Annotated in this window: 17 protein-coding genes; 5 read left to right on the forward strand and 12 right to left on the reverse strand. The window is 60.3% G+C overall.

Annotated elements, in window-relative coordinates; translation table 11 throughout:
* Positions 1-5: 5 nt before the first annotated feature.
* The 9 genes from ACA053_RS26445 to ACA053_RS26485 form a co-directional block, all read right to left on the reverse strand.
* A complete protein-coding gene (locus tag ACA053_RS26445) occupies positions 6-824 on the reverse strand; it encodes a phosphoglycolate phosphatase (RefSeq protein WP_497314054.1) in 819 nt (272 codons plus the stop codon).
* Positions 821-1,495: a ribulose-phosphate 3-epimerase gene (rpe, locus tag ACA053_RS26450; RefSeq protein ID WP_008027088.1), complete on the reverse strand. Its 675-nt coding sequence runs from the start codon at positions 1,493-1,495 to the stop codon at positions 821-823. The genes ACA053_RS26445 and rpe overlap by 4 nt, the downstream gene beginning before the upstream one ends.
* A gap of 117 nt (positions 1,496-1,612) precedes the next feature.
* Positions 1,613-2,761 (reverse strand): iron-containing alcohol dehydrogenase, encoded by a 1,149-nt coding sequence (locus ACA053_RS26455; protein WP_497394029.1) that lies wholly within the window; start codon positions 2,759-2,761, stop codon positions 1,613-1,615.
* A gap of 221 nt (positions 2,762-2,982) precedes the next feature.
* Positions 2,983-3,807 (reverse strand): ABC transporter permease, encoded by an 825-nt coding sequence (locus tag ACA053_RS26460; RefSeq protein WP_403107452.1) that lies wholly within the window; start codon positions 3,805-3,807, stop codon positions 2,983-2,985.
* 12 nt (positions 3,808-3,819) lie between these two features.
* Positions 3,820-5,067: an ABC transporter permease gene (locus ACA053_RS26465; RefSeq protein WP_497314057.1), complete on the reverse strand. Its 1,248-nt coding sequence runs from the start codon at positions 5,065-5,067 to the stop codon at positions 3,820-3,822.
* A 196-nt stretch (positions 5,068-5,263) separates the two neighbouring features.
* Positions 5,264-6,307 carry an ABC transporter substrate-binding protein gene (locus ACA053_RS26470; RefSeq protein WP_497394030.1) on the reverse strand — a complete coding sequence of 348 codons (1,044 nt, stop codon included), beginning with the start codon at positions 6,305-6,307 and terminating at the stop codon, positions 5,264-5,266.
* A 48-nt stretch (positions 6,308-6,355) separates the two neighbouring features.
* Entirely contained in the window at positions 6,356-7,480 is a 1,125-nt protein-coding gene (locus tag ACA053_RS26475) for an ABC transporter ATP-binding protein (protein ID WP_109635305.1), read from the reverse strand.
* Between the two features lie 343 nt (positions 7,481-7,823).
* The gene (locus ACA053_RS26480; RefSeq protein ID WP_003210977.1) at positions 7,824-8,453 is read right to left on the reverse strand and encodes a response regulator; all 630 of its coding nucleotides are present in this window, start codon (positions 8,451-8,453) and stop codon (positions 7,824-7,826) included.
* Positions 8,454-8,591: 138 nt separating this feature from the next.
* Positions 8,592-10,988 (reverse strand): PAS domain-containing sensor histidine kinase, encoded by a 2,397-nt coding sequence (locus tag ACA053_RS26485; protein ID WP_497394031.1) that lies wholly within the window; start codon positions 10,986-10,988, stop codon positions 8,592-8,594.
* A 73-nt stretch (positions 10,989-11,061) separates the two neighbouring features.
* Here ACA053_RS26485 and ACA053_RS26490 point away from each other — a divergent pair, with 73 nt between their 5' ends.
* Positions 11,062-12,054, forward strand: coding sequence for an alpha/beta hydrolase family protein (locus ACA053_RS26490; protein WP_497394032.1), 993 nt, complete (start codon positions 11,062-11,064; stop codon positions 12,052-12,054).
* A gap of 141 nt (positions 12,055-12,195) precedes the next feature.
* Here the strand turns inward: ACA053_RS26490 and ACA053_RS26495 are convergent, their stop codons facing one another.
* The 3 genes from ACA053_RS26495 to ACA053_RS26505 are packed head-to-tail and all read right to left on the reverse strand — an operon-like array spanning position 12,196 to position 14,652.
* Positions 12,196-12,963 (reverse strand): TerB family tellurite resistance protein, encoded by a 768-nt coding sequence (locus ACA053_RS26495; RefSeq protein WP_109635310.1) that lies wholly within the window; start codon positions 12,961-12,963, stop codon positions 12,196-12,198.
* 1 nt (position 12,964) lies between these two features.
* A complete protein-coding gene (murU, locus tag ACA053_RS26500) occupies positions 12,965-13,636 on the reverse strand; it encodes an N-acetylmuramate alpha-1-phosphate uridylyltransferase MurU (RefSeq protein ID WP_497314064.1) in 672 nt (223 codons plus the stop codon).
* Positions 13,633-14,652: an aminoglycoside phosphotransferase family protein gene (locus ACA053_RS26505; RefSeq protein ID WP_497394033.1), complete on the reverse strand. Its 1,020-nt coding sequence runs from the start codon at positions 14,650-14,652 to the stop codon at positions 13,633-13,635. The genes murU and ACA053_RS26505 overlap by 4 nt, the downstream gene beginning before the upstream one ends.
* A 130-nt stretch (positions 14,653-14,782) precedes the next feature.
* On the opposite strand from ACA053_RS26505, the gene ACA053_RS26510 reads away from it, so the two are divergent.
* The 4 genes from ACA053_RS26510 to rsmA are packed head-to-tail and all read left to right on the forward strand — an operon-like array spanning position 14,783 to position 20,679.
* Positions 14,783-17,581, forward strand: coding sequence for an LPS-assembly protein LptD (locus ACA053_RS26510; protein WP_497394034.1), 2,799 nt, complete (start codon positions 14,783-14,785; stop codon positions 17,579-17,581).
* Entirely contained in the window at positions 17,562-18,878 is a 1,317-nt protein-coding gene (surA, locus tag ACA053_RS26515) for a peptidylprolyl isomerase SurA (RefSeq protein ID WP_109635318.1), read from the forward strand. Before ACA053_RS26510 ends, surA begins: the two co-directional genes overlap by 20 nt.
* Entirely contained in the window at positions 18,875-19,864 is a 990-nt protein-coding gene (pdxA, locus tag ACA053_RS26520) for a 4-hydroxythreonine-4-phosphate dehydrogenase PdxA (protein ID WP_497394035.1), read from the forward strand. Before surA ends, pdxA begins: the two co-directional genes overlap by 4 nt.
* Positions 19,861-20,679, forward strand: coding sequence for a 16S rRNA (adenine(1518)-N(6)/adenine(1519)-N(6))-dimethyltransferase RsmA (gene rsmA, locus ACA053_RS26525; RefSeq protein ID WP_109635321.1), 819 nt, complete (start codon positions 19,861-19,863; stop codon positions 20,677-20,679). The genes pdxA and rsmA overlap by 4 nt, the downstream gene beginning before the upstream one ends.
* Positions 20,680-20,719: the final 40 nt, after the last annotated feature.

Consider the following 20,719-nt stretch of genomic DNA (forward strand, 5'->3'; position numbering starts at 1 on the left):
TCAAGTCAGGCGCGCCAACGCCAGCGGGCCAGGGCCTTGATGACTTTCATCCAGAGTTTGCGAGTGACCACCACGATGGCGTTTCCAGAAGGGGGTTGAGCTACGTCGGGCAACGTTATCTCAGCGGCTGGATCCAGGCAACCGGGAATTAGCTTGCGCAGATCGTCGATCACCAGCGTCGGCGACTCTTCCGAAATAGGCCGGCCATGGTTGTAGCCATAGCTGAGGGCCACGCACTTGACCCCCGCCGCTTTCGCCGCCAGCACGTCGCTGCGCGAATCGCCGACAAACAGCGATTGCGAGGCCGGAATATTGGCCATTTTCATCACGAAAAACAGCGCGGCCGGATCAGGCTTTTTCTGCGGCAGGGTGTCGCCGCCGATAATCCACTTGAAGTAACGGCCGATTTTCATCTGATCCAGCAGCGGCGCGACGAAGCGCTCCGGCTTGTTGGTGATCAGTGCCATCTCGACACCCTGCTTGTGCAGCCATTTGAGGGTGTCACGCACGCCTGGATAGACCACGGTCAAGTCATGGCTCTCGCTATAAGCCTCCATGAAAATCGCCAGTGCGCCCTCGGCTTCACCGTCGTCGACCGTCGAATGGTCGATGCCACCGGCCAGCGCACGGCGAACCAGCACCGGTGCGCCGTTGCCGACCCACTCGCGCACCGACTCGAGGCCGGCCGGTTGACGCCCGAGTTTGAGCAGCATGTTATCCACAGCCAGGGCGAGGTCGGGGACCGAATCGATCAGCGTGCCATCCAGATCGAACATCACCAGCCGCGGCAGACGCCCCGGGAACAGCTGCTCAAAGCCACTCATGGACGAGCCAACGCCAGTTCGGAACGCATCTTTTCAATCACCTCTTGGTAGTTCGGTGCATTGAAGATCGCCGAACCGGCGACGAAGGTGTCGGCGCCAGCCGCTGCGATTTCACGAATGTTGTTCACGTTGACGCCGCCGTCGATTTCCAGGCGGATGTCACGGCCGGAGGCATCGATCAGCGCGCGCGCTTCACGCAGCTTGTCGAGGGTGCCGGGGATGAACTTCTGCCCGCCGAAACCCGGGTTGACGCTCATCAGCAAGATCATGTCGACCTTGTCCATCACGTACTTGAGCACGTCCAGCGGCGTTGCCGGGTTAAACACCAGGCCCGACTTGCAGCCGCCTTCGCGGATCAGTTGCAGGGAACGATCGACGTGCTGCGAGGCTTCCGGGTGGAACGTGATGTAGGTCGCACCAGCCTCGATGAAGTCACCGACGATGCGGTCTACCGGGCTGACCATCAGGTGAGCGTCGATCGGCGCGGTCACGCCGTACTTGCGCAGCGCGGCGCACACCATCGGGCCGATGGTCAGGTTCGGCACATAGTGGTTGTCCATGACATCGAAGTGCACGAAGTCGGCGCCGGCGGCCAGGACGTTGTCCACTTCTTCACCCAGGCGGGCGAAGTCGGCGGAGAGAATCGACGGAGCAATGACGAAGGGCTGCATGACGCACCTTTTTTGAGCAGAATCACGATGGCGCGCATTGTATACCTCATGCTTTGACGCGCGCACTGTGACCGCGATGATTGGGCCTGCCATCAATCATTAAAGTGAGCGCAGGCTCTAGTACGCCGCTCGGTAGATCTTCTCGATATCGATGGCGCTCAACTTGCGTGGATTGTTGCGCATCAAGCGCTCGATCCCCGCGGCTTCCACGGCCATGGCCGGGATCGCGTCCTCGGGAACACCGAAACTGCGCAGGCCTGGCGGAATTTCTACCGCGGCGCACAACTCGGTCATCGCCTCCACGGCTTTGTCCGCCGCTTCATTGGCGCTCAGGTGAGCGGTCTTCACCCCCATGGCCTCGGCAATATCCTGCATGCGCTCCACGCAGGCCATCTTGTTCCAGGTCATGACATACGGCAGCAGCAAGGCGTTGCTGACGCCATGGGCAATGTTGAAACGCCCGCCCAGCGGATACGCCAGCGCATGCACCGCGCCGACTCCGGCATTACCGAAGGCCATGCCGGCCATCAGGCTGGCGGTGGCCATGTCTTCGCGGGCTTGCAGGTTGGATGGGTTGGCGTAAGCCTTGGGCAGCGCTTTGGCGATCAGCTTGATGGCGCCAATGGCCAGGGCATCGGTGATCGGCGATGCGTTGATCGACAAGTAGGATTCGATGGCATGCACCAGCGCATCAACGCCACTGGCGGCGGTGACACTGCGCGGGCAGGTCAGAGTCATTTGCGGACTGACCAACGCCACGTCCGGCAATAGATAGTCGCTGACAATGCCCTTCTTCAGTTGCGCGACCTTGTCAGAGAGGATGGCGACGTTGGTCACCTCCGAGCCGGTGCCGGCCGTCGTCGGGATGGCAATCAGCGGTGGGCCTTTGCGTGGCACCTGATCGACGCCGAACAAATCCTCCAGCGCACCGTGATAACCGGCGTAGGCCGCGACGCTTTTGGCGATGTCGATGGCGCTGCCGCCGCCGAGTCCGATCAGACCGTCATGCCCGCCCTCGCGGTATACCCGCATGCAGTCCTCGACGATGGCGATTTCCGGGTCTGGCAGCACACGGTCGAAAATCTCGTAGGATCGATCGCCCAACTGCGCGAGCGCCAGCTCGACCGTGCCGGACTTGACCAGGGCAGCGTCGGTGACGATCAGCGGGTTGTCGACATCCAGGCGGGTGAGTTCGGCGGCCAGTTGCTCGATGGCACCTGCGCCGGTGATCAGTTTGTGAGCGATTTTGAAAGAGGAAAGACTCATCGTGCGCAGCCTCTTATAAATAGGGGAGCTGGGCACAATAGTAGCTGGGGATTGGGGTTTGTCTGCTATTCAGGCCATGAATGACCCAACATCCCGAAAACACCCTGAATCCCTGCGGGAGCGAGCCTGCTCGCGATAGCGGAGTATCAGTCGACATCAATAATTGAATGTCAGTCCGTCATCGCGAGCAGGCTCGCTCCCACAGGGGATGGTGTTTGGGCTTAGACCTGGGCGGTACGCAGTTTTTCGCTGCGGCCGCGCAGCCATTCCAGGGTCAGCAACAGGATCACCGAGAAGGCAATCAGCAGGGTCGCCGCAGCAGCAATCGTCGGGCTGAGGTTTTCGCGGATACCGCTGAACATCTGCCGAGGCAAGGTCGCTTGTTCCGGGCCGGCGAGGAACAGCGTCACCACCACTTCATCGAACGACGTCGCGAAAGCAAACAGCGCGCCGGAGATCACACCCGGCGCAATCAGCGGCAGCGTCACCCGGCGGAACGCCGTCAGCGGCGAAGCACCCAGACTGGCAGCGGCACGCACCAGGTTATGGTTGAACCCCTGCAAGGTCGCCGACACAGTAATGATCACAAACGGCACACCCAACACCGCATGCACCACGATCAGCGAGAAGAAGCTGTTACCCAGGCCCAGCGGCGCAAAGAACAGGTAGCTCGCCACACCGATGATCACCACCGGCACTACCATCGGCGAAATCACCAGCGCCATCACCAGCGCCTTGCCCGGGAAATCGCCCCGCGTCAGGCCGATCGCCGCCAGCGTCCCGAAGATCATTGCCAGTACCGTCGCCGCCGGGGCAACGATGATGCTGTTCTTCAATGCCCGCATCCATTCCGCCGAGGCGAAGAAGTCCTGATACCAGTGCAGCGAGAAGCCTTGCAGCGGATACACCAGGAAACTGCCCGAGTTGAACGACAGCGGAATGATCACCAGCACTGGCAGAATCAGGAACAACAGAATCAGGCCGCAGAGAATCCGCAAGCTGTAAAACCACGCCCGTTCGATGGGCGACATATAAGGACTCAGCATTTCATTCTCCCCTTAGCTCAGGCGCAGGCGACTGGCGCCCACCAGCCAGCTGTAAATCAGATAAAGCACCACGGTCGCCAACAGCAGCAGCCCACCGAGTGCGGTCGCCATGCCCCAGTTGATGCTGGTGTTGGTGTAGAAGGCGACGAAGTAACTGACCATCTGATCGTTCGGGCTGCCCAGCAACGCCGGGGTGATGTAGTAGCCGATCGCGAGGATGAACACCAACAGGCAACCGGCGCCGACACCGGCATAAGTCTGCGGGAAATAAACCCGCCAGAAACTGGCGAACGGGTGGCAGCCGAGGGAGATCGCGGCACGCATGTAGGTCGGGGAGATGCCTTTCATCACGCTGTAGATCGGCAGGATCATGAACGGCAGCAGGATGTGCACCATCGAGATGTAAACCCCGGTACGGTTGAACACCAGCTCCAGCGGCTTATCGATGATGCCCATCGCCATCAGGCCGCTGTTGATCAGCCCGCCCGATTGCAGCAACACGATCCACGCGGCAACCCGCACCAGGATCGAGGTCCAGAACGGAAGCAGCACCAGAATCATCAGCAGGTTGCTTTGGCGTGATGGCAGGTTCGCCAGCAGGTAGGCCAACGGATAAGCCAGCACCAGGCAGATCACGGTGATGATCAGGCCCATCCAGAACGTGCGGGCGAAGATGTCGAGGTAGATCGCCTGGTCAGGAGTGGCCGGGGCGATTTCGCCGAGGTCGTCGATGCGATGATCGACGGACGCCAGCAGGTAGTACGGCGTAATACTGCTGGTGTTGCGGCGCACCGCTTGCCAATAGGCCGGGTCACCCCAACGCTCGTCGAGGCCCTCCAGCGCTTCTTTATAAGAGGCCGGTTCGGTGGCGAACGGCAAGGCGCGGGCGGTTTTGGTCAGCAGGCTGCGGTAGCCGGCCAACTCCATGTTCAAGCGCTTGGACAGGTCGCCCAGGGTCTGATTTTTGCGCGCTTCAGCGAGGTCTTCGCTGGCCGCCTTGTAAACCGGTTCAGCGGGCAGGCCGCGGCCGTCCCAACTGGCGATGGCCGCCACGGTGCGCGGCATGCCGCCGACCACTTCCGGGTTACCAACGCTTTTGTAGAGCAGCGCCACGATCGGCACCAGGAACACCAGCAACAGAAACAGCACCAACGGCGCGATCAATGCCTGGGCCTTCCAGCGGTTGATCCGCTCGGCGTGCTTGAGCCGCTGCTTCAAGGTGGGGTCAGTGCCCGCGTTCAGGGGAATGGCGGTGGCCATGGCGTACTCCGGAAATCTTTGATCAATCGTTGAAGTGGGAACGAGCTTTTGTGGCGAGCGAGCTTGCTCGCGCTGGGCTGCGAAGCGGCCCCAAAATTCTGCTGACAACTTCCAATTTTGTGAGTGCTGCGCACTCAAGCGGGAGCAAGCTCCCTCGCCACAAAAGCTCGCCCTCACAAGAGGGCGAGCCCTCTGGTTACTTCGCAGCCCAGGAATTGAAGCGCTGTTCCAGTTGCTCGCCGTTGTCAGCCCAGAAGCTGACGTCGATCTGCACCTGGTTGGCGATGTTTTCCGGGGTGGTCGGCATGTCTTTCAGGACATCCTTGGACAACAACGGGACGGCCTGAATGTTGGCTGGGCCGTAAGCAATGTTTTCCGAGTAAGTCTTCTGCTGCTGCGGAGCCACCGAGAACGCGATGAACTTCTTCGCCGCTTCGGCGCGCTTGGCGTCCAGACCTTTCGGAATCGCCCATGCGTCGAAGTCGTAGATACCGCCGTTCCACACGACTTTCAGGTTGCTTTCTTTCTGCACGGCGGCGATCCGGCCGTTGTAGGCCGAGCTCATGACCACGTCACCGGACGCGAGGTATTGCGGCGGTTGTGCGCCGGCTTCCCACCACTGAATGCTTGGCTTGAGCTCATCGAGTTTCTTGAATGCGCGATCCTGGCCATCTTTGCCGGCCAGCACTTTATAGACGTCTTTCGGCGCAACGCCGTCGGCCATCAGTGCGAATTCCAGGGTGTACTTGGCGCCTTTACGCAGGCCGCGCTTGCCCGGGAATTTCTTGGTGTCCCAGAAATCTACCCAGCTGGTCGGTGCGGAGACCAGTTTGTCGGCGTTGTAGGCCAACACGGTCGACCACACGAAGAAACCTACGCCACAAGGCTGAATCGCGCCCTTGACGTAATCTTCGGATTTGCCGAACAGCGCAGGGTCAAGTTGCTCGAACATGTCTTCGTCGCAACCGCGAGACAGTTCTGGCGATTCAACTTCCACCAGGTCCCAGGACACGCTCTTGGTGTCGACCATGGCTTTGACCTTGGCCATCTCACCGTTGTATTCGCCTGCCACGATCTTGCCGTTGCCAGCCGCTTCCCACGGTGCATAGAACGCTTTGGCCTGCGCGGCCTTGTTCGCCCCGCCAAAGGACACCACGGTCAAATCCGGGCCCGCCGCCATCGCGTGTGCCGCACCGATCATGCCCATGACCAAAGCGGTGAATTTCAGGGATCTCAACATTTATTGTTCTCTCCACGTGCAGGGTTGGTGTTGGTGTAGCCGGGGCGATCAATGCGCCTCTAGAAGTGGGTCGAGCGCGCGAACGTGTTCGACCTGCCAGCCAAGCGGTACCACATCGCCGACGGCGAGCGCGGGATCGAGCTCGGCAATCGGTTGTTTCACGAAGAAGTCGGTCTTGCCGCAGACTTCCAGGCGAACCCGGACGTGGTCGCCCAGATAGATGAATTCCGCCACCCGCCCTGAGAAGCGGTTGACGCAGGATTCGCTGGAGCCGTTGAGGCTTACGCGTTCCGGACGAATCGACAGCGTGACCGGTTCGCCGGTCTTGCCGACATTGACCGCCAGGGCTTCAACCTTTTCACCGCGACCGAGTTCGACGATGCAACGATCGCCGGTCTGGCTGTGCAAGCGGCCGTTGAGACGGTTGTTCTCGCCGATGAAATTGGCGACGAAGGTGTTTTTCGGCTCTTCATAGAGGGTGCGCGGCGCAGCGATCTGCTGGATCTCGCCCTGATGGAACACCGCCACACGGTCGGACATGGTCAGGGCTTCGCCCTGGTCGTGAGTCACGTAGACCACGGTCACGCCGAGGCGCTGGTGCAGGTGTTTGATTTCCATCTGCATGTGTTCGCGCAGTTGTTTGTCCAATGCGCCGAGGGGTTCGTCCATCAGCACCAGTTGCGGTTCGAACACCAAGGCGCGGGCCAGGGCCACACGCTGTTGCTGGCCGCCGGACAGTTGCGCCGGGTAGCGCTGGGCGAAGGCGTCGAGCTGAACCATGCTCAGGACTTTTTTGACCTTGTCACTGACGTCGCTCTTGTTCAAACCGCGCACGGTCAGCGGAAACGCCAGGTTCTCGGCGACGGTCATGTGCGGAAACAACGCGTAGTTCTGGAACACCATGCCAATGTCGCGCTTGTGCGGCGGCACGTTGTTGATGGAGCGCCCGGCCAGTAGGATTTCGCCGGCAGTCGGCGTTTCGAAACCGGCGAGCATCATCAGGCTGGTGGTCTTGCCGGAGCCGGACGGCCCGAGCAAGGTGAGGAACTCGCCTTTGCGAATTTCCAGGTTGAGGTCTTTGACGATCAGGTTCTCGCCGTCGTAGCTTTTTTGCACTCCACGAAAGCTGACCAGAATGTCACTGGCCCCTGCGTTTGAATCGACCTGGCTCATACCCACACCTTTTTTGTTGATGACTGCTGTGGAGTAAGCCTAGTGGACGGTTGGGAGCGCGCAAATCGGGGCGCAGGAGAGAATCGCCTCAGCGGGATGGAAGGTTGGGGGTAGGGATTGCCCTACACGGATGGCGGGGATGGATAGGGGCGGTGGCTAGCCTGAAGCTACAAGCCGCAAGAACTGGCAAAAGTAGCTTTTCAGGGTGTCGCAAACGGATATGACGACGAGATCCCTGTGGGAGCGAGCCTGCTCGCGATAGCGGTGAATCAGGCAAAGCTATGCCGACTGACACGCCGCTATCGCGAGCAGGCTCGCTCCCACATTGGGACGGTGGTGGGCTTTAGAGAAGCTTGTGCTCCATCGCATATTTCACCAGTTCCGCCAGGGAGGTGATGTTGAGTTTCTGCATCAGCCGCGCCTTGTGGGTGCTGATGGTTTTGCTGCTCAGGGCCAGTTGCTGCGCGATGTCGTTGACGTTGGCGCCCTGGGCCAGGCGTTCGAACACCGAGAACTCACGCTCCGACAGCAACGAATGCAACGGCCGCGAATCGGTCAGGCCGACTTCGAAAACCATGCGATCGGCCAGGTCCGGGTCGATGTAACGACCGCCCGCCGCGACTTTGCGGATCGCCGTCAGCAGCAGTGCGGGATCGCTGTCCTTGGTCGCGTAACCCGCAGCGCCGACCTTCAGCGCCCGCGCCGCCATTTGCGCTTCGTCGTGCATCGACAGCACCAGAATGGCCGGAGGATTGTTCAGCGCACGAATCCGCGGGATCGCTTCCAGGCCATTGACGCCCGGCATGGAGATGTCCAGCAATACCACTTCGCAGGGAACATGCCGCAGGGTCTCGAGCAACTGCTCGCCATTGCTCGCCTCCCCCACCACCAGCAAGTCCTTGGCCAGGCCAATCAACTGCTTGATGCCTTCACGGACGATGGTGTGGTCTTCGGCTACCAGTACACGGATCACAGTCTTCTCCATTTTTCTTGTTTCAGAGCCAAGATCATTCGCGGGCAAGCCACGCTCCCACAGGGTTTTGCGTTGTTCACACTATCCCTGTAGGGGCGAGCCTGCTCGCGAAGCGTCAGTACAGACACCACAAATACTTCAGGCCTCATTCACGGGCACTCGCACACTCAACGTCGTGCCCTCCCCCGGCTCACTCTCCAGCGACAACCGCCCGCCCATGATCAACACCCGCTCACGCATGCCGACCACCCCGAAGGACGTCGCCCTGCCGGTGGCAGGAACAAATCCTACGCCATCATCGCTGACGGTCAGACACAACTCGTCGCCTTCCAGCGTCAACGTCAGTTCAACAGTATGCGCCTGGGCATGGCGCATGACATTGGTCAGCGCTTCCTGAAGAATCCGGAACAGCCCAATGGCCTTGGCGTCACTGAGCACCGGCAGATTCTCCGGCACCTGCACCAGACACGGAATCTGCGTGCGCGCCTCGAATCGCCGGGCTTGCCACTCGATGGCGGACGCGATCCCGGCATCGAGAATCGGTGGCCGCAACGCCGTCGCCACATCGCGCACCAGCTGGAACAGCTGCGCAATCAAGCGTTTCATGCTGTTCAAGCGCTCATTCAGCCCCGGGTCGAGTTGGGCATAGGCCAATTCGCACATGGAGGTTTCCAGCTTGAGCACGGTCAACATCTGACCCAACTCGTCGTGAACTTCCCGGGCAATGCGGGCTTTTTCCTCTTCCCGCACGCTCTCCAGGTGAGCGGATAACTCACGCAGTTGCTCGCGGGAGCTGGCCAGTTCCAGTTCGATGCGCTTGCTCTCGCTGATGTCCCAGACAATCCCGTCCCAGACATACGCGCCGTCTTCGAGCCGACGGGTGATGGCCTTGATCTCGGCCCAGCGTTGCTCGCCCGAACGCGTGAGAATCCGCCCCTGCCATGACCAGTCGCTGTCGGTGTCCAGCGCATGGTCCTGAGTCTGGTGATAGCTGGCCTTGTCGTCCGGATGCACCAGGCTGCGCAGGCCTTTGTCGCGATGGGCCAGGGTCGCCGGCGAGTAGCCCACCAGACTCTCACTGCCTTCACTGATGTAGGCAAAGTCGATTTGCCCCGTCACCGGCGCCCGTTCCAGGCGAAAGACCAATCCCGGAACGTTGGCGGCAATCCCCTGCAACCGCGCTTCGCTTTCCTGCAACGCCGCGAGGGCGCGACGACGTTCGGTGACGTCGTTGAGGTAGACCACCAGGTATTCACCACCGCGAAAGCGCATGAAGCTCAACGAGACATCGGTCGGCAGGATGCTGCCATCGGCTCGAACACAGTTGGTTTCGAAACTTTGCGGCCCCTCTTCGCTGGCCCGGGCGCGCTTCCACAGGTTTAACCAGCGGTCCATGTGCAAGCCCGGCTCGAAGTCGATCAATGGCCGATCAATGATTGCACCGGACGGATAGCCGAGCATGGTTTCAGCGGCGCGGTTGGCATAGCGCACGTGACTGTCCCAGTTGACCCAGAGGATGCCGACGGTGCTTTGATCGATGGAGAACTGCGTCAGGCGCAACGCCTCTTCACTGGCCTCGCGCAGGGCAATGTCCTCGCGCGCCGCCAATAGACGCTGCTCCAGACTGTGCTGCTGGCGGCGCTGCCAGAACACGATGGCCATGCTGCTCAGCATCAATACCGCCATCAGCAGGCAGAGGTTTTGCCAGAATCCCCGGGATTCGGTCAGACGCGGGTACTTGGGTTGCAGCCATTGGTTGTGCAGTTGTTCAAGGTCTTTGGCCGGGATCGCCCGCAGCGCGCTTTCGACGATGCCGGCCAGTTCCGCCTGGTCCCGTCGCGTGGCGACTCGCAGCAATTGCGGCAGACCGATATCGCCCACCACGACCAGTCCGGAGAACTCAGGCTCCACGGATAAACGTCCCAACTGCGCTTCATCGACCACGGCGTAACCAGCCTGCTGGCTCAGCAACAGCTGCAACGCCTGGCGCTCGATCGGTACGCCTTGCAGGTTCAGATGGGGATAGTTGCCGCGAAGGTAATCGGCCGTCGCGCTGGGCATGCGCACGGCGACGCGGGTCTGGCTGTCGAGTTTCTCCAGCTCCACCACACCAGCGCTTTTCTGATCGCTGACCACCAGTTGCGGCACTCGCATGTAGGGGTCAGAGAACTGCCAGAACCGCAGGCCGGCGGGGGTTTGAGTCAGCCCGGGGGCAATGTCGATTTCACCCTCGCGCGCGGCGGCTTCCAGTTGCGCGAGGTCGGGGAAATTACGCCAGCTCAGTTCGACCTTGAGGGCCTTGGCCAGCCATTTCATCAACTCGACGTTGACCCCGGACAAGCGCTGCAAGCGGCGATCGTATTGCGCGTAAGGCGCCTGCAACACCAGCCCCACGCGCAACTCGCCGTGCGCGGCCAACCACTGTTGTTGCTGGGGCGACAAGGCCGCGACGTGCGCCGGTGGCGCGGAAGCCGCCCAACTCATCAAGGGAAACCACAAACAGCCGATAACCCACAGGCAGCGAAAACGCATCATCGAAGTCTCACACACTGACAAATACTGACCAACCCATTAGGCTGCCGGAATAACTTCTGGCCTGGAATATCCGATGCCCCCTGTCTACCGCCTGGCATTGCCAGCATTGTGCCTGTCGCTGATCCTGCCTTGCGCCTTTTCCGTCGAGGCGGCCGACCCTGCGCCTGCTGCCGCGGAAAAACCCGCAGAAGAAAAACCGGTCGAACGCCAGCCACTGCTTGAGCGTAGTCAGGAAGAAGCGAAAGCACTCGAGCGACAAATCCCTGCGCAGGAACAGCAACAACTGCAAGCCGGCGCCGACACCTTTCTTGCGTTGTGGAAACCGGCCAATACCGCCGAGCCCAAAGGTGCGGTGATTATCATCCCGGGCGCTGGCGAAACCGTTGACTGGCCGCAAGCAATCGGCCCGTTGCGCAACAAATTGCCCGACGCCAAGTGGAGCAGCCTGAGTATCACCTTGCCGGACGTGCAAAGCGATGCCATCGCACCACGCGTCATGGAAATGCCACCAACGCTCAAGGCGCCCGAAACCGGTAGCAAGGACTCGACCACGGCAGCTCCCATCGAGCAAGCGGCCGGTGGTGAAGCGGAAGTTGCCGACAAGGCCATCGCCGAAACCACCGAGGAGCAAGCCAAAGCCAATGCCGAGCGCATCTTTGCTCGCATTGATGCGGCTATTGCCTATGCCGAACAGCAAAGCGCTCGCAGCATCGTGGTATTGGGCCATGGCACCGGTGCTTATTGGGCCGCGCGTTATCTGAGCGAAAAGCAGCCGTCGCAAGTGGAGAAATTTGTGATGGTCGCGGCACAGACACCTGCCGCGGCGAAGCCCGAGCTGGTTGAACTGACGCCGACACTGAAGCTGCCGACGGCGGACATCTTCTATATGGACAAGCCGCTGGATCGCAACGCAGCGCTGGCACGGATGCAGGCCAGCAAGCGCTTGAAGACTTCGGCGTTCAGCCAGGTGTCGCTCAAGGCGCTGCCCGGTGATGCAAAGGCCGAGCAAGAGCAACTCGTGCGGCGGGTGCGTGGTTTGTTGAATCCGCAGAAGGCGGCGGACTGACAGACCGCGTCGCCCCCATCGCGAGCAAGCTCGCTCCCACAGTTGATCTCGGTCGAACACAAATTTTGTGTTCACTGGAAATCTAATGTGGGAGTGAGCCTGCTCGCGATGGCGGCCTCACAGTCAACGCTTGAGTGTCTGCTACCGAAAATCCCGCCGCTCACGAATCAACGTATAAGCCGTATGCAGTTCGCGAGTCTTGTCAGTCGCCTCACGCACCTGCAACGCCGTCGCACCGCTGCCGGCAATCTTGTCCGGGTGATGGCGACTGAGCAGGCGTCGATAGGCACGCTTGATCTGCGCCGGCTCGCTGGTCGCCGACACCCCCAACAGCCGCAAGGCATCCTGATACGTCAGGGTGCTGCTGACCTGCGGTCGCTTGTGCTGATCGTAGTCGGCCGCCAGCGCCAGTACTTGTTGCGGCGTCCAGCCCAGCCACTTGCCCCACTGGGCCAGCAGTTCGCGCTCATTGTTCCCCGCTCGCCCATCGGCCCAGACCATCCGCCAACAGGCGCGCAACACGCCTTCGGCAGCATGAGGCTGGGCACTCAAGCGCCGTAGATATCCGCGCAAGCGGTCATTGCCCGACTTGCCACGATTGAACGCGGCAATGGCACGACGCTGCGCCGACTCGGTCATCTCCAGCGAGCGCATTTCCTGGCGGGCCTGCTGGATGTGGCCTTCAACCACTCGTCCATCGCTCTTGGCCAGTCGTCCCAGCAACACGAACAACAGTTCATCGTTGCGCAGCATCGGACGACCGCCGAGCTTTTCCCGCAAATGCCCCCAGCTCTGCAGGTGCAAACGCCGATCCAGCGCCTGTCCCAACAAAGCGCCGAGCATGGCCCCCGGAATGCTGGCTATGGCAAAGCCCGCTCCGGCTCCAATCAGAGTCCCTGGCCACAGCATGTCAGCGTCTCGCTTCTATCAGGGTTTCAACTTCAGCCAGGCGTTCGTGCGTGCCGACATCCACCCAGTGTCCGTTCAGGCGTTCACCGGTGACCTGTCCATCAGCCATGGCTTTGCGCAGCAGCGGTGCCAGTTTGAAGGCGCCGGCCGAGCAACCGTCGAACAATTGCGGATGCAACACGGCAATGCCGCTGTAGGTCAAGGTGTCGGTGTCTGGCTGACCGTCACGCACTTGCCCGTCGACCAGCGTGAAATCGCCGGTCGGGTGATGGGGCGGGTTGTCCGCCAGCACCAGGTGCGCCAACCCGGCGATAGGTTGATGCAGCACACTGAAGTCGTAGTCGGTCCAGATGTCACCGTTGACCACCAGGAACGCGTCATCGCCCAGCAAGGGCAATGCGCGGAAGATGCCGCCGCCGGTTTCCAGTGGCTCACCTTCCGGCGAGTACTGGATACGCAAGCCGTATTGCGAACCGTCACCCAGGTAACTTTCGATCTGCTGACCGAGCCAGGCGTGATTGATGACGATCTCGGTAAACCCGGCGATCGCCAGGGCTTTCAAGTGGTACTCGATCAGAGGAACGCCGCCGGCACGAACCAGCGGCTTGGGTGTGGTCAGCGTCAGCGGGCGCATGCGCTCGCCTTTTCCCGCGGCCAGAATCATTGCCTTCATTCAGAGGCTCCAGCACGCAGACTCAGCAGCAACACATCCAGCTCAGCCAGTTCAGGACGGCGGGCGATCACCGCGTCTATATAGGCAAAGAAGCGCGGCACATCGGCCAGATAGCGCGGTTTGCCGTCGCGGTGGCAGATGCGGGCGAAGATGCCGATCACTTTCAGGTGGCGCTGCACGCCCATCAAGTCGCTGGCCCGCAGGAAATCTTCAAAGTCGGGTTGCACGGGAATACCGAGCGCGCCTGCTTGCTGCCAGTAATCTTCCAGCCAGATACGCACACGTTCCTCGGGCCAACTGAGGAAGGCGTCCTTGAACAGGCAGGTCACGTCATAGGTCACAGGGCCATAGACCGCATCCTGGAAATCCAGCACGCCAGGGTTCGGCTCGCTGAGCATCAGGTTGCGTGGCATGTAGTCGCGGTGCACCAGCACTTTGGGTTGGGCCAGGGCGCTGTCGATCAGCAGCTCGGTCACGTTCTGCCAGAGCATTTGCTGCGCCGAGTCGAATTCGATGCCCAGCTCACGTTTCACGTACCACTCGGGGAACAGTTCCAGTTCGCGGCGCAGTAATGCCACGTCATAACTTGGCAACGGCGCGACCATCGGCAATTGCTGAAAAGCCAGCAGTGCTTGCAGGGCATCCTTGAACAAATCGTCGGCATTTTCGCTGTCGATCACGTCGAGGTAAGTCTTGTTGCCCAGGTCATTGAGCAAAAGAAAACCGCGCTCGAGGTCTTCGGCATAAATTTTCGGCACATTTATTCCGGATTTCGCCAGCAAAAAAGCGATATCCACGAAGGGTTTGCAGTTTTCCTGGGGCGGTGGCGCGTCCATTACGACGAAACTTCTGCCCTCGCCTTCCCAGCGGAAATAGCGTCGAAAACTCGCGTCGCTGCTGGCCGCGATCAATGTGGCCGGGGGTACGACGCCCCATCCCTGTTCTGCAAAGAGGGTTGCCAACTGCTCATCGAGCCAAACTTTCAGGTGTTGCAAACGTACATCTTGGTCAGGCATTGCAAGGGTCTCCGACGGCGCTAGCCGTCAAGCGGGTCATGCTTTATTATCCAGCATCTTTTTCAGACCATCGAGAGGCGTGCGGCCCACACCGCGGGCAGATGGCACGCAGGAAGCCCGGACTAATAAGATGGCATTGAAATCCCCCGCGTTTCGTAAAAAATTTCCGTTGTTGGTTACCGGCAGTCTGCTGGCCCTGCAACCCCTAGCCACCTCATTCGTGGTCGCCGCGGAACAGTATGACTGCTCAGTCTCTGCTTCGGGTGCCTGGGACTGTGCGCCAAAAGCGCCAGCGGCGGCATTGCCACCGCGTCCCGTCCATGACGGCAGCGCAGTTTCCGCCACTGGCGAAGCTGCAACCGAGAGTGGCACCAGCGAAGACACCGGCGCCAAGCCTGTGCTGGTTACCGAGTCCAAAGGCCGCGGCCTGAAGTCGCGTAGTGCAGACTACAGTCACCTCGACTGGGTTCCGCGCGAGAACCTCACGGCGGCGCAACTGGCAGAGACCGGTCCTTACTGCTCTGGTTCCTATATCGAACCGATTCGTCCTGGCATGAATGACAAGACGGATAAAAGTGATGCCCCGACCTTTATCGGCGCGAAGGCCTCCCGCTATAAGCAGGAAGAGCAAGTCGCGACCCTGGCCGGCGACGTCGTCATGCGCCAGGGCAGCATGCAGGTCGAAGCCGACGAAGCGAACCTTTACCAGGCCGAGAGCCGTGGTGAACTGAGCGGTAACGTGCGCATTCGCGACAACGGCGCGCTGATCGTGGGCGACCACGCCGACGTGCAGCTCGATACCGGTGAAGCCAAGGTCGATAACGCCGAATACGTGATGCACAAGTCGCGTATCCGCGGTAACGCGCTGTACGCCAAACGTGCCGAAAACGCGATCATCCGCCTCAAGGACGGTACGTACACCACGTGCGAACCGAACAGCAACGCCTGGCAGCTCAAGGGCAACAACATCACCTTGAACCCGGCGACCGGTTTCGGTACCGCAACCAACGTGACTCTGCGGGTCAAGGACATTCCAGTCCTGTACACGCCGTACATCTATTTCCCGATCGATGACCGTCGCCAGTCCGGCTTCCTGCCGCCGACTATCGGCACGGGCAGCGATACCGGCTTCATGCTGGTCACACCGTATTACTTCAACCTGGCGCCGAACTACGATGCCACGTTGTACCCGCGTTACATGAGCAAGCATGGCTTGCTGATGGAAGGCGAATTCCGCTACCTGACCCCGTCCAGCGAAGGTCAGTTCGGTGCCGCGTACCTCAACGACGAAGACACCGATCGCAGCAAGCAGACCGACTACCAGAAAAACCGCTACATGTATAACTGGCAGCACAAGGGTGGTCTGGATTCGCGTGTTCTCACACAGGTCGATTACACCAAGATCAGCGATCCGTATTACTTCCAGGATCTGCAGACTGACCAGATTGGTGTGAAAAGCGCTGACTACGTTAACCAGCAGGGCTCCGTTACGTACCGTGGAGATAGCTACACGGCTCGACTCAATGCCCAGGCCTATCAGTTGGCGACGGTGTCGAACATTACGCCTTACAACCGTTTGCCGCAGATCACCTTCGATGGCGCTCTGCCGTATCACCCGGGCGGACTGGATTTCAGTTACAACACTGAAATCGTACGATTTGATCGCGACCTGAAAGACGGCACCTTCACAGATGAAGATGGCAATGAGTCTCCACGCTTGGACACAAACGTTTTCGGGTTAGCCCGCGCAAACGGTGATCGCCTGAACGTCGCCCCGGTTGTCAGCTATCCGATGAATGCCAGCTATGGTTTCCTGAAGCCATCCTTGAAGTACCAGTACACGCAGTACCAACTGGATCTGGACGGCAAGGGTAAAACTAACATTGCCAATCAGGGAGCGGAAGGTGACCGCCTCAACGGTACCTTCGGCACCAACCAGAGCCGTGGCGTACCAATCGCCAGCATCGACAGCGGCCTGTACTTCGATCGCAACACCACATGGTTTGGCAAGAACTATCGTCAAACCCTGGAACCGCGCCTGTTCTACCTCTACGTACCTGAGGAAAACCAGGAAGATATCCCTGTGTTCGACACTGCCGAATACACCTTCAACTATGCGTCGCTGTTCCGTGACAACCGTTTCTCGGGTGCCGACCGTGTCGGCGACGAAAACAAGCTGTCGTTGGGTGTGACCAACCGCTGGATCGAAGACAACGGTTTTGAGCGTCAGCGCATCAGTGTCGGCCAGGCTTTGTACTTCAAGGACCGCGAAGTCCAGTTGCCAGGTATCGATGCAAAAACACGCGACGATGCACACGCCAATGTTTCGCCGTATGCATTGGAATACGAATATCGCTGGAACCGCGATTGGCGCACCACCGCCGATTACAACTGGGACCCGGACAGCCGCAGCCCTCGCTCGGGCAGCGCGATGTTCCACTACCAGCCTGAAGACAATCCGAACAAGGTCATCAACGCCGGTTACCGCTATCGCAATGACCAGGTTCGTTACGACCAGAACACCGGTAAATGGTCGGTGGGCGGCGGTGACTACGGCACCCCGGGCCAACCTGGCTACGTGAAGGACTACTACAAAATCCAACAGCACGACTTCTCGGTGATCTGGCCGGTCGTGCCGCAATGGAACGTCATCAGTCGCTGGCAGTATGACTACAACCGCAACCGTACCCTGGAAGCCTTCGGTGGTTTCGAGTACGACAACTGTTGCTGGAAACTGCGCCTGATCAATCGTTACTGGGTTTCGTATGACGAATTCAGTCAGAACGCCCCGGAAAACGAAAAAGGCGACCACGGCGTCTTCCTACAAATCGTTCTGAAAGGTCTCGGCGGCCTCACCGGCGCCAAAGTAGAGAGCTTCCTCGACAAAGGCATCCAAGGTTATCGTGAACGTGAAGACCAAGCTTTCTGATTGTCTGCGCCCGCTAGTGCTGGGCGCGCTGTTCCTGGGTACCGCGGCTAACGCCGCGGTACAGTCCATCGATAAAGTGGTGGCCATCGTCGACAACGACGTGGTCATGCAGAGCCAACTGGACCAGCGCGTTCATGAAGTTCAGCAAACCATCGCCAAACGCGGTTCAGCGGTGCCGCCGGCCGGCGTGCTGGATCAGCAAGTACTTGAGCGCCTGATCGTCGAAAACCTGCAATTGCAGATCGGCGAGCGATCCGGCATCCGCATTACCGATGAAGAACTGAACCAGGCTGTCGGCACCATTGCCCAGCGCAATAACATGTCGATTGATCAGTTCCGCGCCGCCCTGACTCGCGACGGCCTCTCTTACGAGGACGCCCGGGAGCAGATTCGCCGCGAAATGATCATCAGCCGCGTGCGCCAGCGTCGTGTGGCCGAACGCATCCAGGTTTCCGAGCAGGAAGTGAAGAACTTCCTGGCTTCCGACCTTGGCAAAATGCAGTTGTCCGAAGAGTTCCGCCTGGCCAACATCCTGATTCCTACACCGGAAAGCGCCAATTCCGATGCGATTCAGAATGCTGCCAAGCAAGCGGACGCGGTCTACCAGCAACTCAAGCAAGGCGCTGACTTCGGTCAGTTGGCAATCGCCAAATCCGCCAGCGAAACCGCACTGGAAGGCGGCGACATGGGCTGGCGTAAAGCCGCTCAATTGCCACCTCCATTTGATCGCATGCTGAGCACCATGACCGTTGGCGACATTACCCAGCCGATGCGTACGCCGGGGGGCTTCATCATCCTGAAGATCCTCGACAAGCGTGGCGGTGAGACCCAGACGCGTGACGAAGTGCATGTGCGTCATATCCTGGTCAAGCCAAGCCCGATCCGTGACGAAGCAAAGACCAAGGCCTTGGCTGAGTCGCTCTACACCCGGATCGAAGCGGGCGAAGATTTCGGCGAACTGGCGAAAAGCTTCTCGGAAGATCCGGGTTCCGCCCTCAACGGTGGCGACCTGAACTGGATCGATCCGAATGCATTGGTACCTGAGTTCCGCGAAGTGATGGCCAAGACCCCGCAAGGTCAGCTGTCCAAGCCGTTCCAGACCCAATACGGCTGGCACGTTCTGGAAGTCCTTGGCCGTCGCGCCACCGACAGCACTAACCAGGCCCGTGAGCAGCAAGCGATGACCGTACTGCGTAACCGCAAATACGACGAAGAGCTGCAAACCTGGCTGCGTCAGATTCGTGACGAAGCGTACGTAGAGATCAAACTCCCTGGTGCAGACCAGGCAGCGCAGTGAAACCCAAGCGTTTCGCGCTGACACCCGGCGAACCGGCCGGCATAGGTCCCGATCTGTGCCTGCTGCTCGCCTCGCAAGCCCAGCCACACCCTCTGATTGCCATTACCAGCCGCGACCTGCTCCTTGAGCGGGCCGCGCAGCTGGGTGTGGTTGTCGATTTGCTGCCGGTAACGCCGGACAGCTGGCCGGATGTACCGGCACCCGCCAACAGCCTGTATGTCTGGGACACCCCGCTCAATGCACCGGTCAGCGCCGGGCAACTGGACAAGGCCAACGCGGCTTTCGTTCTGGAAACCCTGACCCGTGCGGGCCAAGGCTGCCTCGACGGGCACTTCGCCGGCATGATCACTGCCCCTGTGCACAAGGGCGTGATCAATGAATCCGGGATTGCCTTCTCCGGGCACACCGAATTTCTCGCTGACCTGACCCACACCGCACAAGTGGTGATGATGCTTGCCACCCGCGGCTTGCGCGTGGCACTGGTGACCACTCACCTGCCCCTTCGCGAGATTGCCGATGCAATCACGCCGGAGCGTCTGGAACGGGTCACACGGATTCTGCACACAGACCTGCAACAAAAATTCGGCATCGCCCGGCCACGCATCCTGGTTTGCGGGTTAAACCCGCACGCCGGTGAAGGCGGTCACCTGGGCCATGAAGAAATCGACATCATCGAACCTACATTAGAGCGCCTGCGCGGCGAGGGCATGGACCTTCGCGGCCCCCTGCCCGCCGACACTCTGTTTACCCCCAAATATCTGGAGCACTGCGACGCGGTGCTGGCGATGTACCACGACCAGGGCCTGCCTGTGCTGAAATACAAAGGCTTCGGCGCGGCAGTCAACGTGACCCTGGGCTTGCCGATCATCCGCACGTCAGTCGACCACGGCACCGCCCTGGATCTGGCCGGCAGCGGCAACATCGACACCGGCAGCCTGCAAGTCGCCCTGGAAACCGCCTACCAGATGGCCGAGACCCGTATATGACCGAGCATTACCAACACCGGGCGCGCAAGCGTTTCGGCCAGAACTTCCTGCACGATGCCGGCGTTATCGACCGCATCCTGCGCTCCATCCACGCCAAGCCTGAAGACCGCCTGCTGGAAATCGGCCCAGGCCAGGGTGCGTTGACCCAAGGCCTGCTGGGCAGCGGCGCGCAGCTGGACGTGGTGGAACTGGACAAGGACCTGATCCCGATCCTCAACCAGCAGTTCGCCGGCAAGAGCAACTTCAACCTGCATCAGGGCGACGCGCTGAAGTTCGACTTCAATAGCCTGAATGCAGCACCGGGCAGCCTTCGTGTCGTCGGCAACCTGCCGTACAACATCTCGACGCCGCTGATTTTTCACTTGCTGCATAACGCCAGCCTGATTCGCGACATGCACTTCATGCTGCAAAAAGAAGTGGTCGAGCGCATGGCGGCAGGTCCTGGTGGCGGTGACTGGGGTCGCCTGTCGATCATGGTTCAGTATCACTGCCGGGTCGAACATCTGTTCAACGTTGGCCCGGGCGCTTTCAACCCGCCACCGAAAGTCGATTCGGCCATCGTGCGCCTGGTGCCTCACGCGGTGCTGCCGCACCCGGCCAAGGATCACAAGCTGCTGGAACGTGTGGTGCGCGAAGCCTTCAACCAGCGTCGCAAGACCCTGCGCAACACCCTCAAGTTGCTGCTGAGCAACGACGAAATCACCGCAGCCGGCGTTGACGGCAGCCTTCGCCCAGAGCAGCTCGACCTTGCCGCCTTCGTGCGCCTGGCCGACAAGCTCAGCGAACAAGTCCCGCCATCCCCCGCCGCCGACTGACAGGCGACGAACGTCATCGGGTAGGACACCAGCGCCCATG

It is taken from the genome of Pseudomonas sp. LBUM1672 (assembly GCF_059695655.1).

Bases quoted from the DNA above. Each gene is read 5' to 3' on its own strand.
- ACA053_RS26445 (WP_497314054.1), bottom strand. From the start codon at position 824: ATGAGTGGCTTTGAGCAGCTGTTCCCGGGGCGTCTGCCGCGGCTGGTG.
- rpe (WP_008027088.1), bottom strand. From the start codon at position 1,495: ATGCAGCCCTTCGTCATTGCTCCGTCGATTCTCTCCGCCGACTTCGCC.
- ACA053_RS26455 (WP_497394029.1), bottom strand. From the start codon at position 2,761: ATGAGTCTTTCCTCTTTCAAAATCGCTCACAAACTGATCACCGGCGCA.
- ACA053_RS26460 (WP_403107452.1), bottom strand. From the start codon at position 3,807: ATGCTGAGTCCTTATATGTCGCCCATCGAACGGGCGTGGTTTTACAGC.
- ACA053_RS26465 (WP_497314057.1), bottom strand. From the start codon at position 5,067: ATGGCCACCGCCATTCCCCTGAACGCGGGCACTGACCCCACCTTGAAG.
- ACA053_RS26470 (WP_497394030.1), bottom strand. From the start codon at position 6,307: ATGTTGAGATCCCTGAAATTCACCGCTTTGGTCATGGGCATGATCGGT.
- ACA053_RS26475 (WP_109635305.1), bottom strand. From the start codon at position 7,480: ATGAGCCAGGTCGATTCAAACGCAGGGGCCAGTGACATTCTGGTCAGC.
- ACA053_RS26485 (WP_497394031.1), bottom strand. From the start codon at position 10,988: ATGATGCGTTTTCGCTGCCTGTGGGTTATCGGCTGTTTGTGGTTTCCC.
- ACA053_RS26490 (WP_497394032.1), top strand. From the start codon at position 11,062: ATGCCCCCTGTCTACCGCCTGGCATTGCCAGCATTGTGCCTGTCGCTG.
- ACA053_RS26495 (WP_109635310.1), bottom strand. From the start codon at position 12,963: ATGCTGTGGCCAGGGACTCTGATTGGAGCCGGAGCGGGCTTTGCCATA.
- murU (WP_497314064.1), bottom strand. From the start codon at position 13,636: ATGAAGGCAATGATTCTGGCCGCGGGAAAAGGCGAGCGCATGCGCCCG.
- ACA053_RS26505 (WP_497394033.1), bottom strand. From the start codon at position 14,652: ATGCCTGACCAAGATGTACGTTTGCAACACCTGAAAGTTTGGCTCGAT.
- ACA053_RS26510 (WP_497394034.1), top strand. From the start codon at position 14,783: ATGGCATTGAAATCCCCCGCGTTTCGTAAAAAATTTCCGTTGTTGGTT.
- rsmA (WP_109635321.1), top strand. From the start codon at position 19,861: ATGACCGAGCATTACCAACACCGGGCGCGCAAGCGTTTCGGCCAGAAC.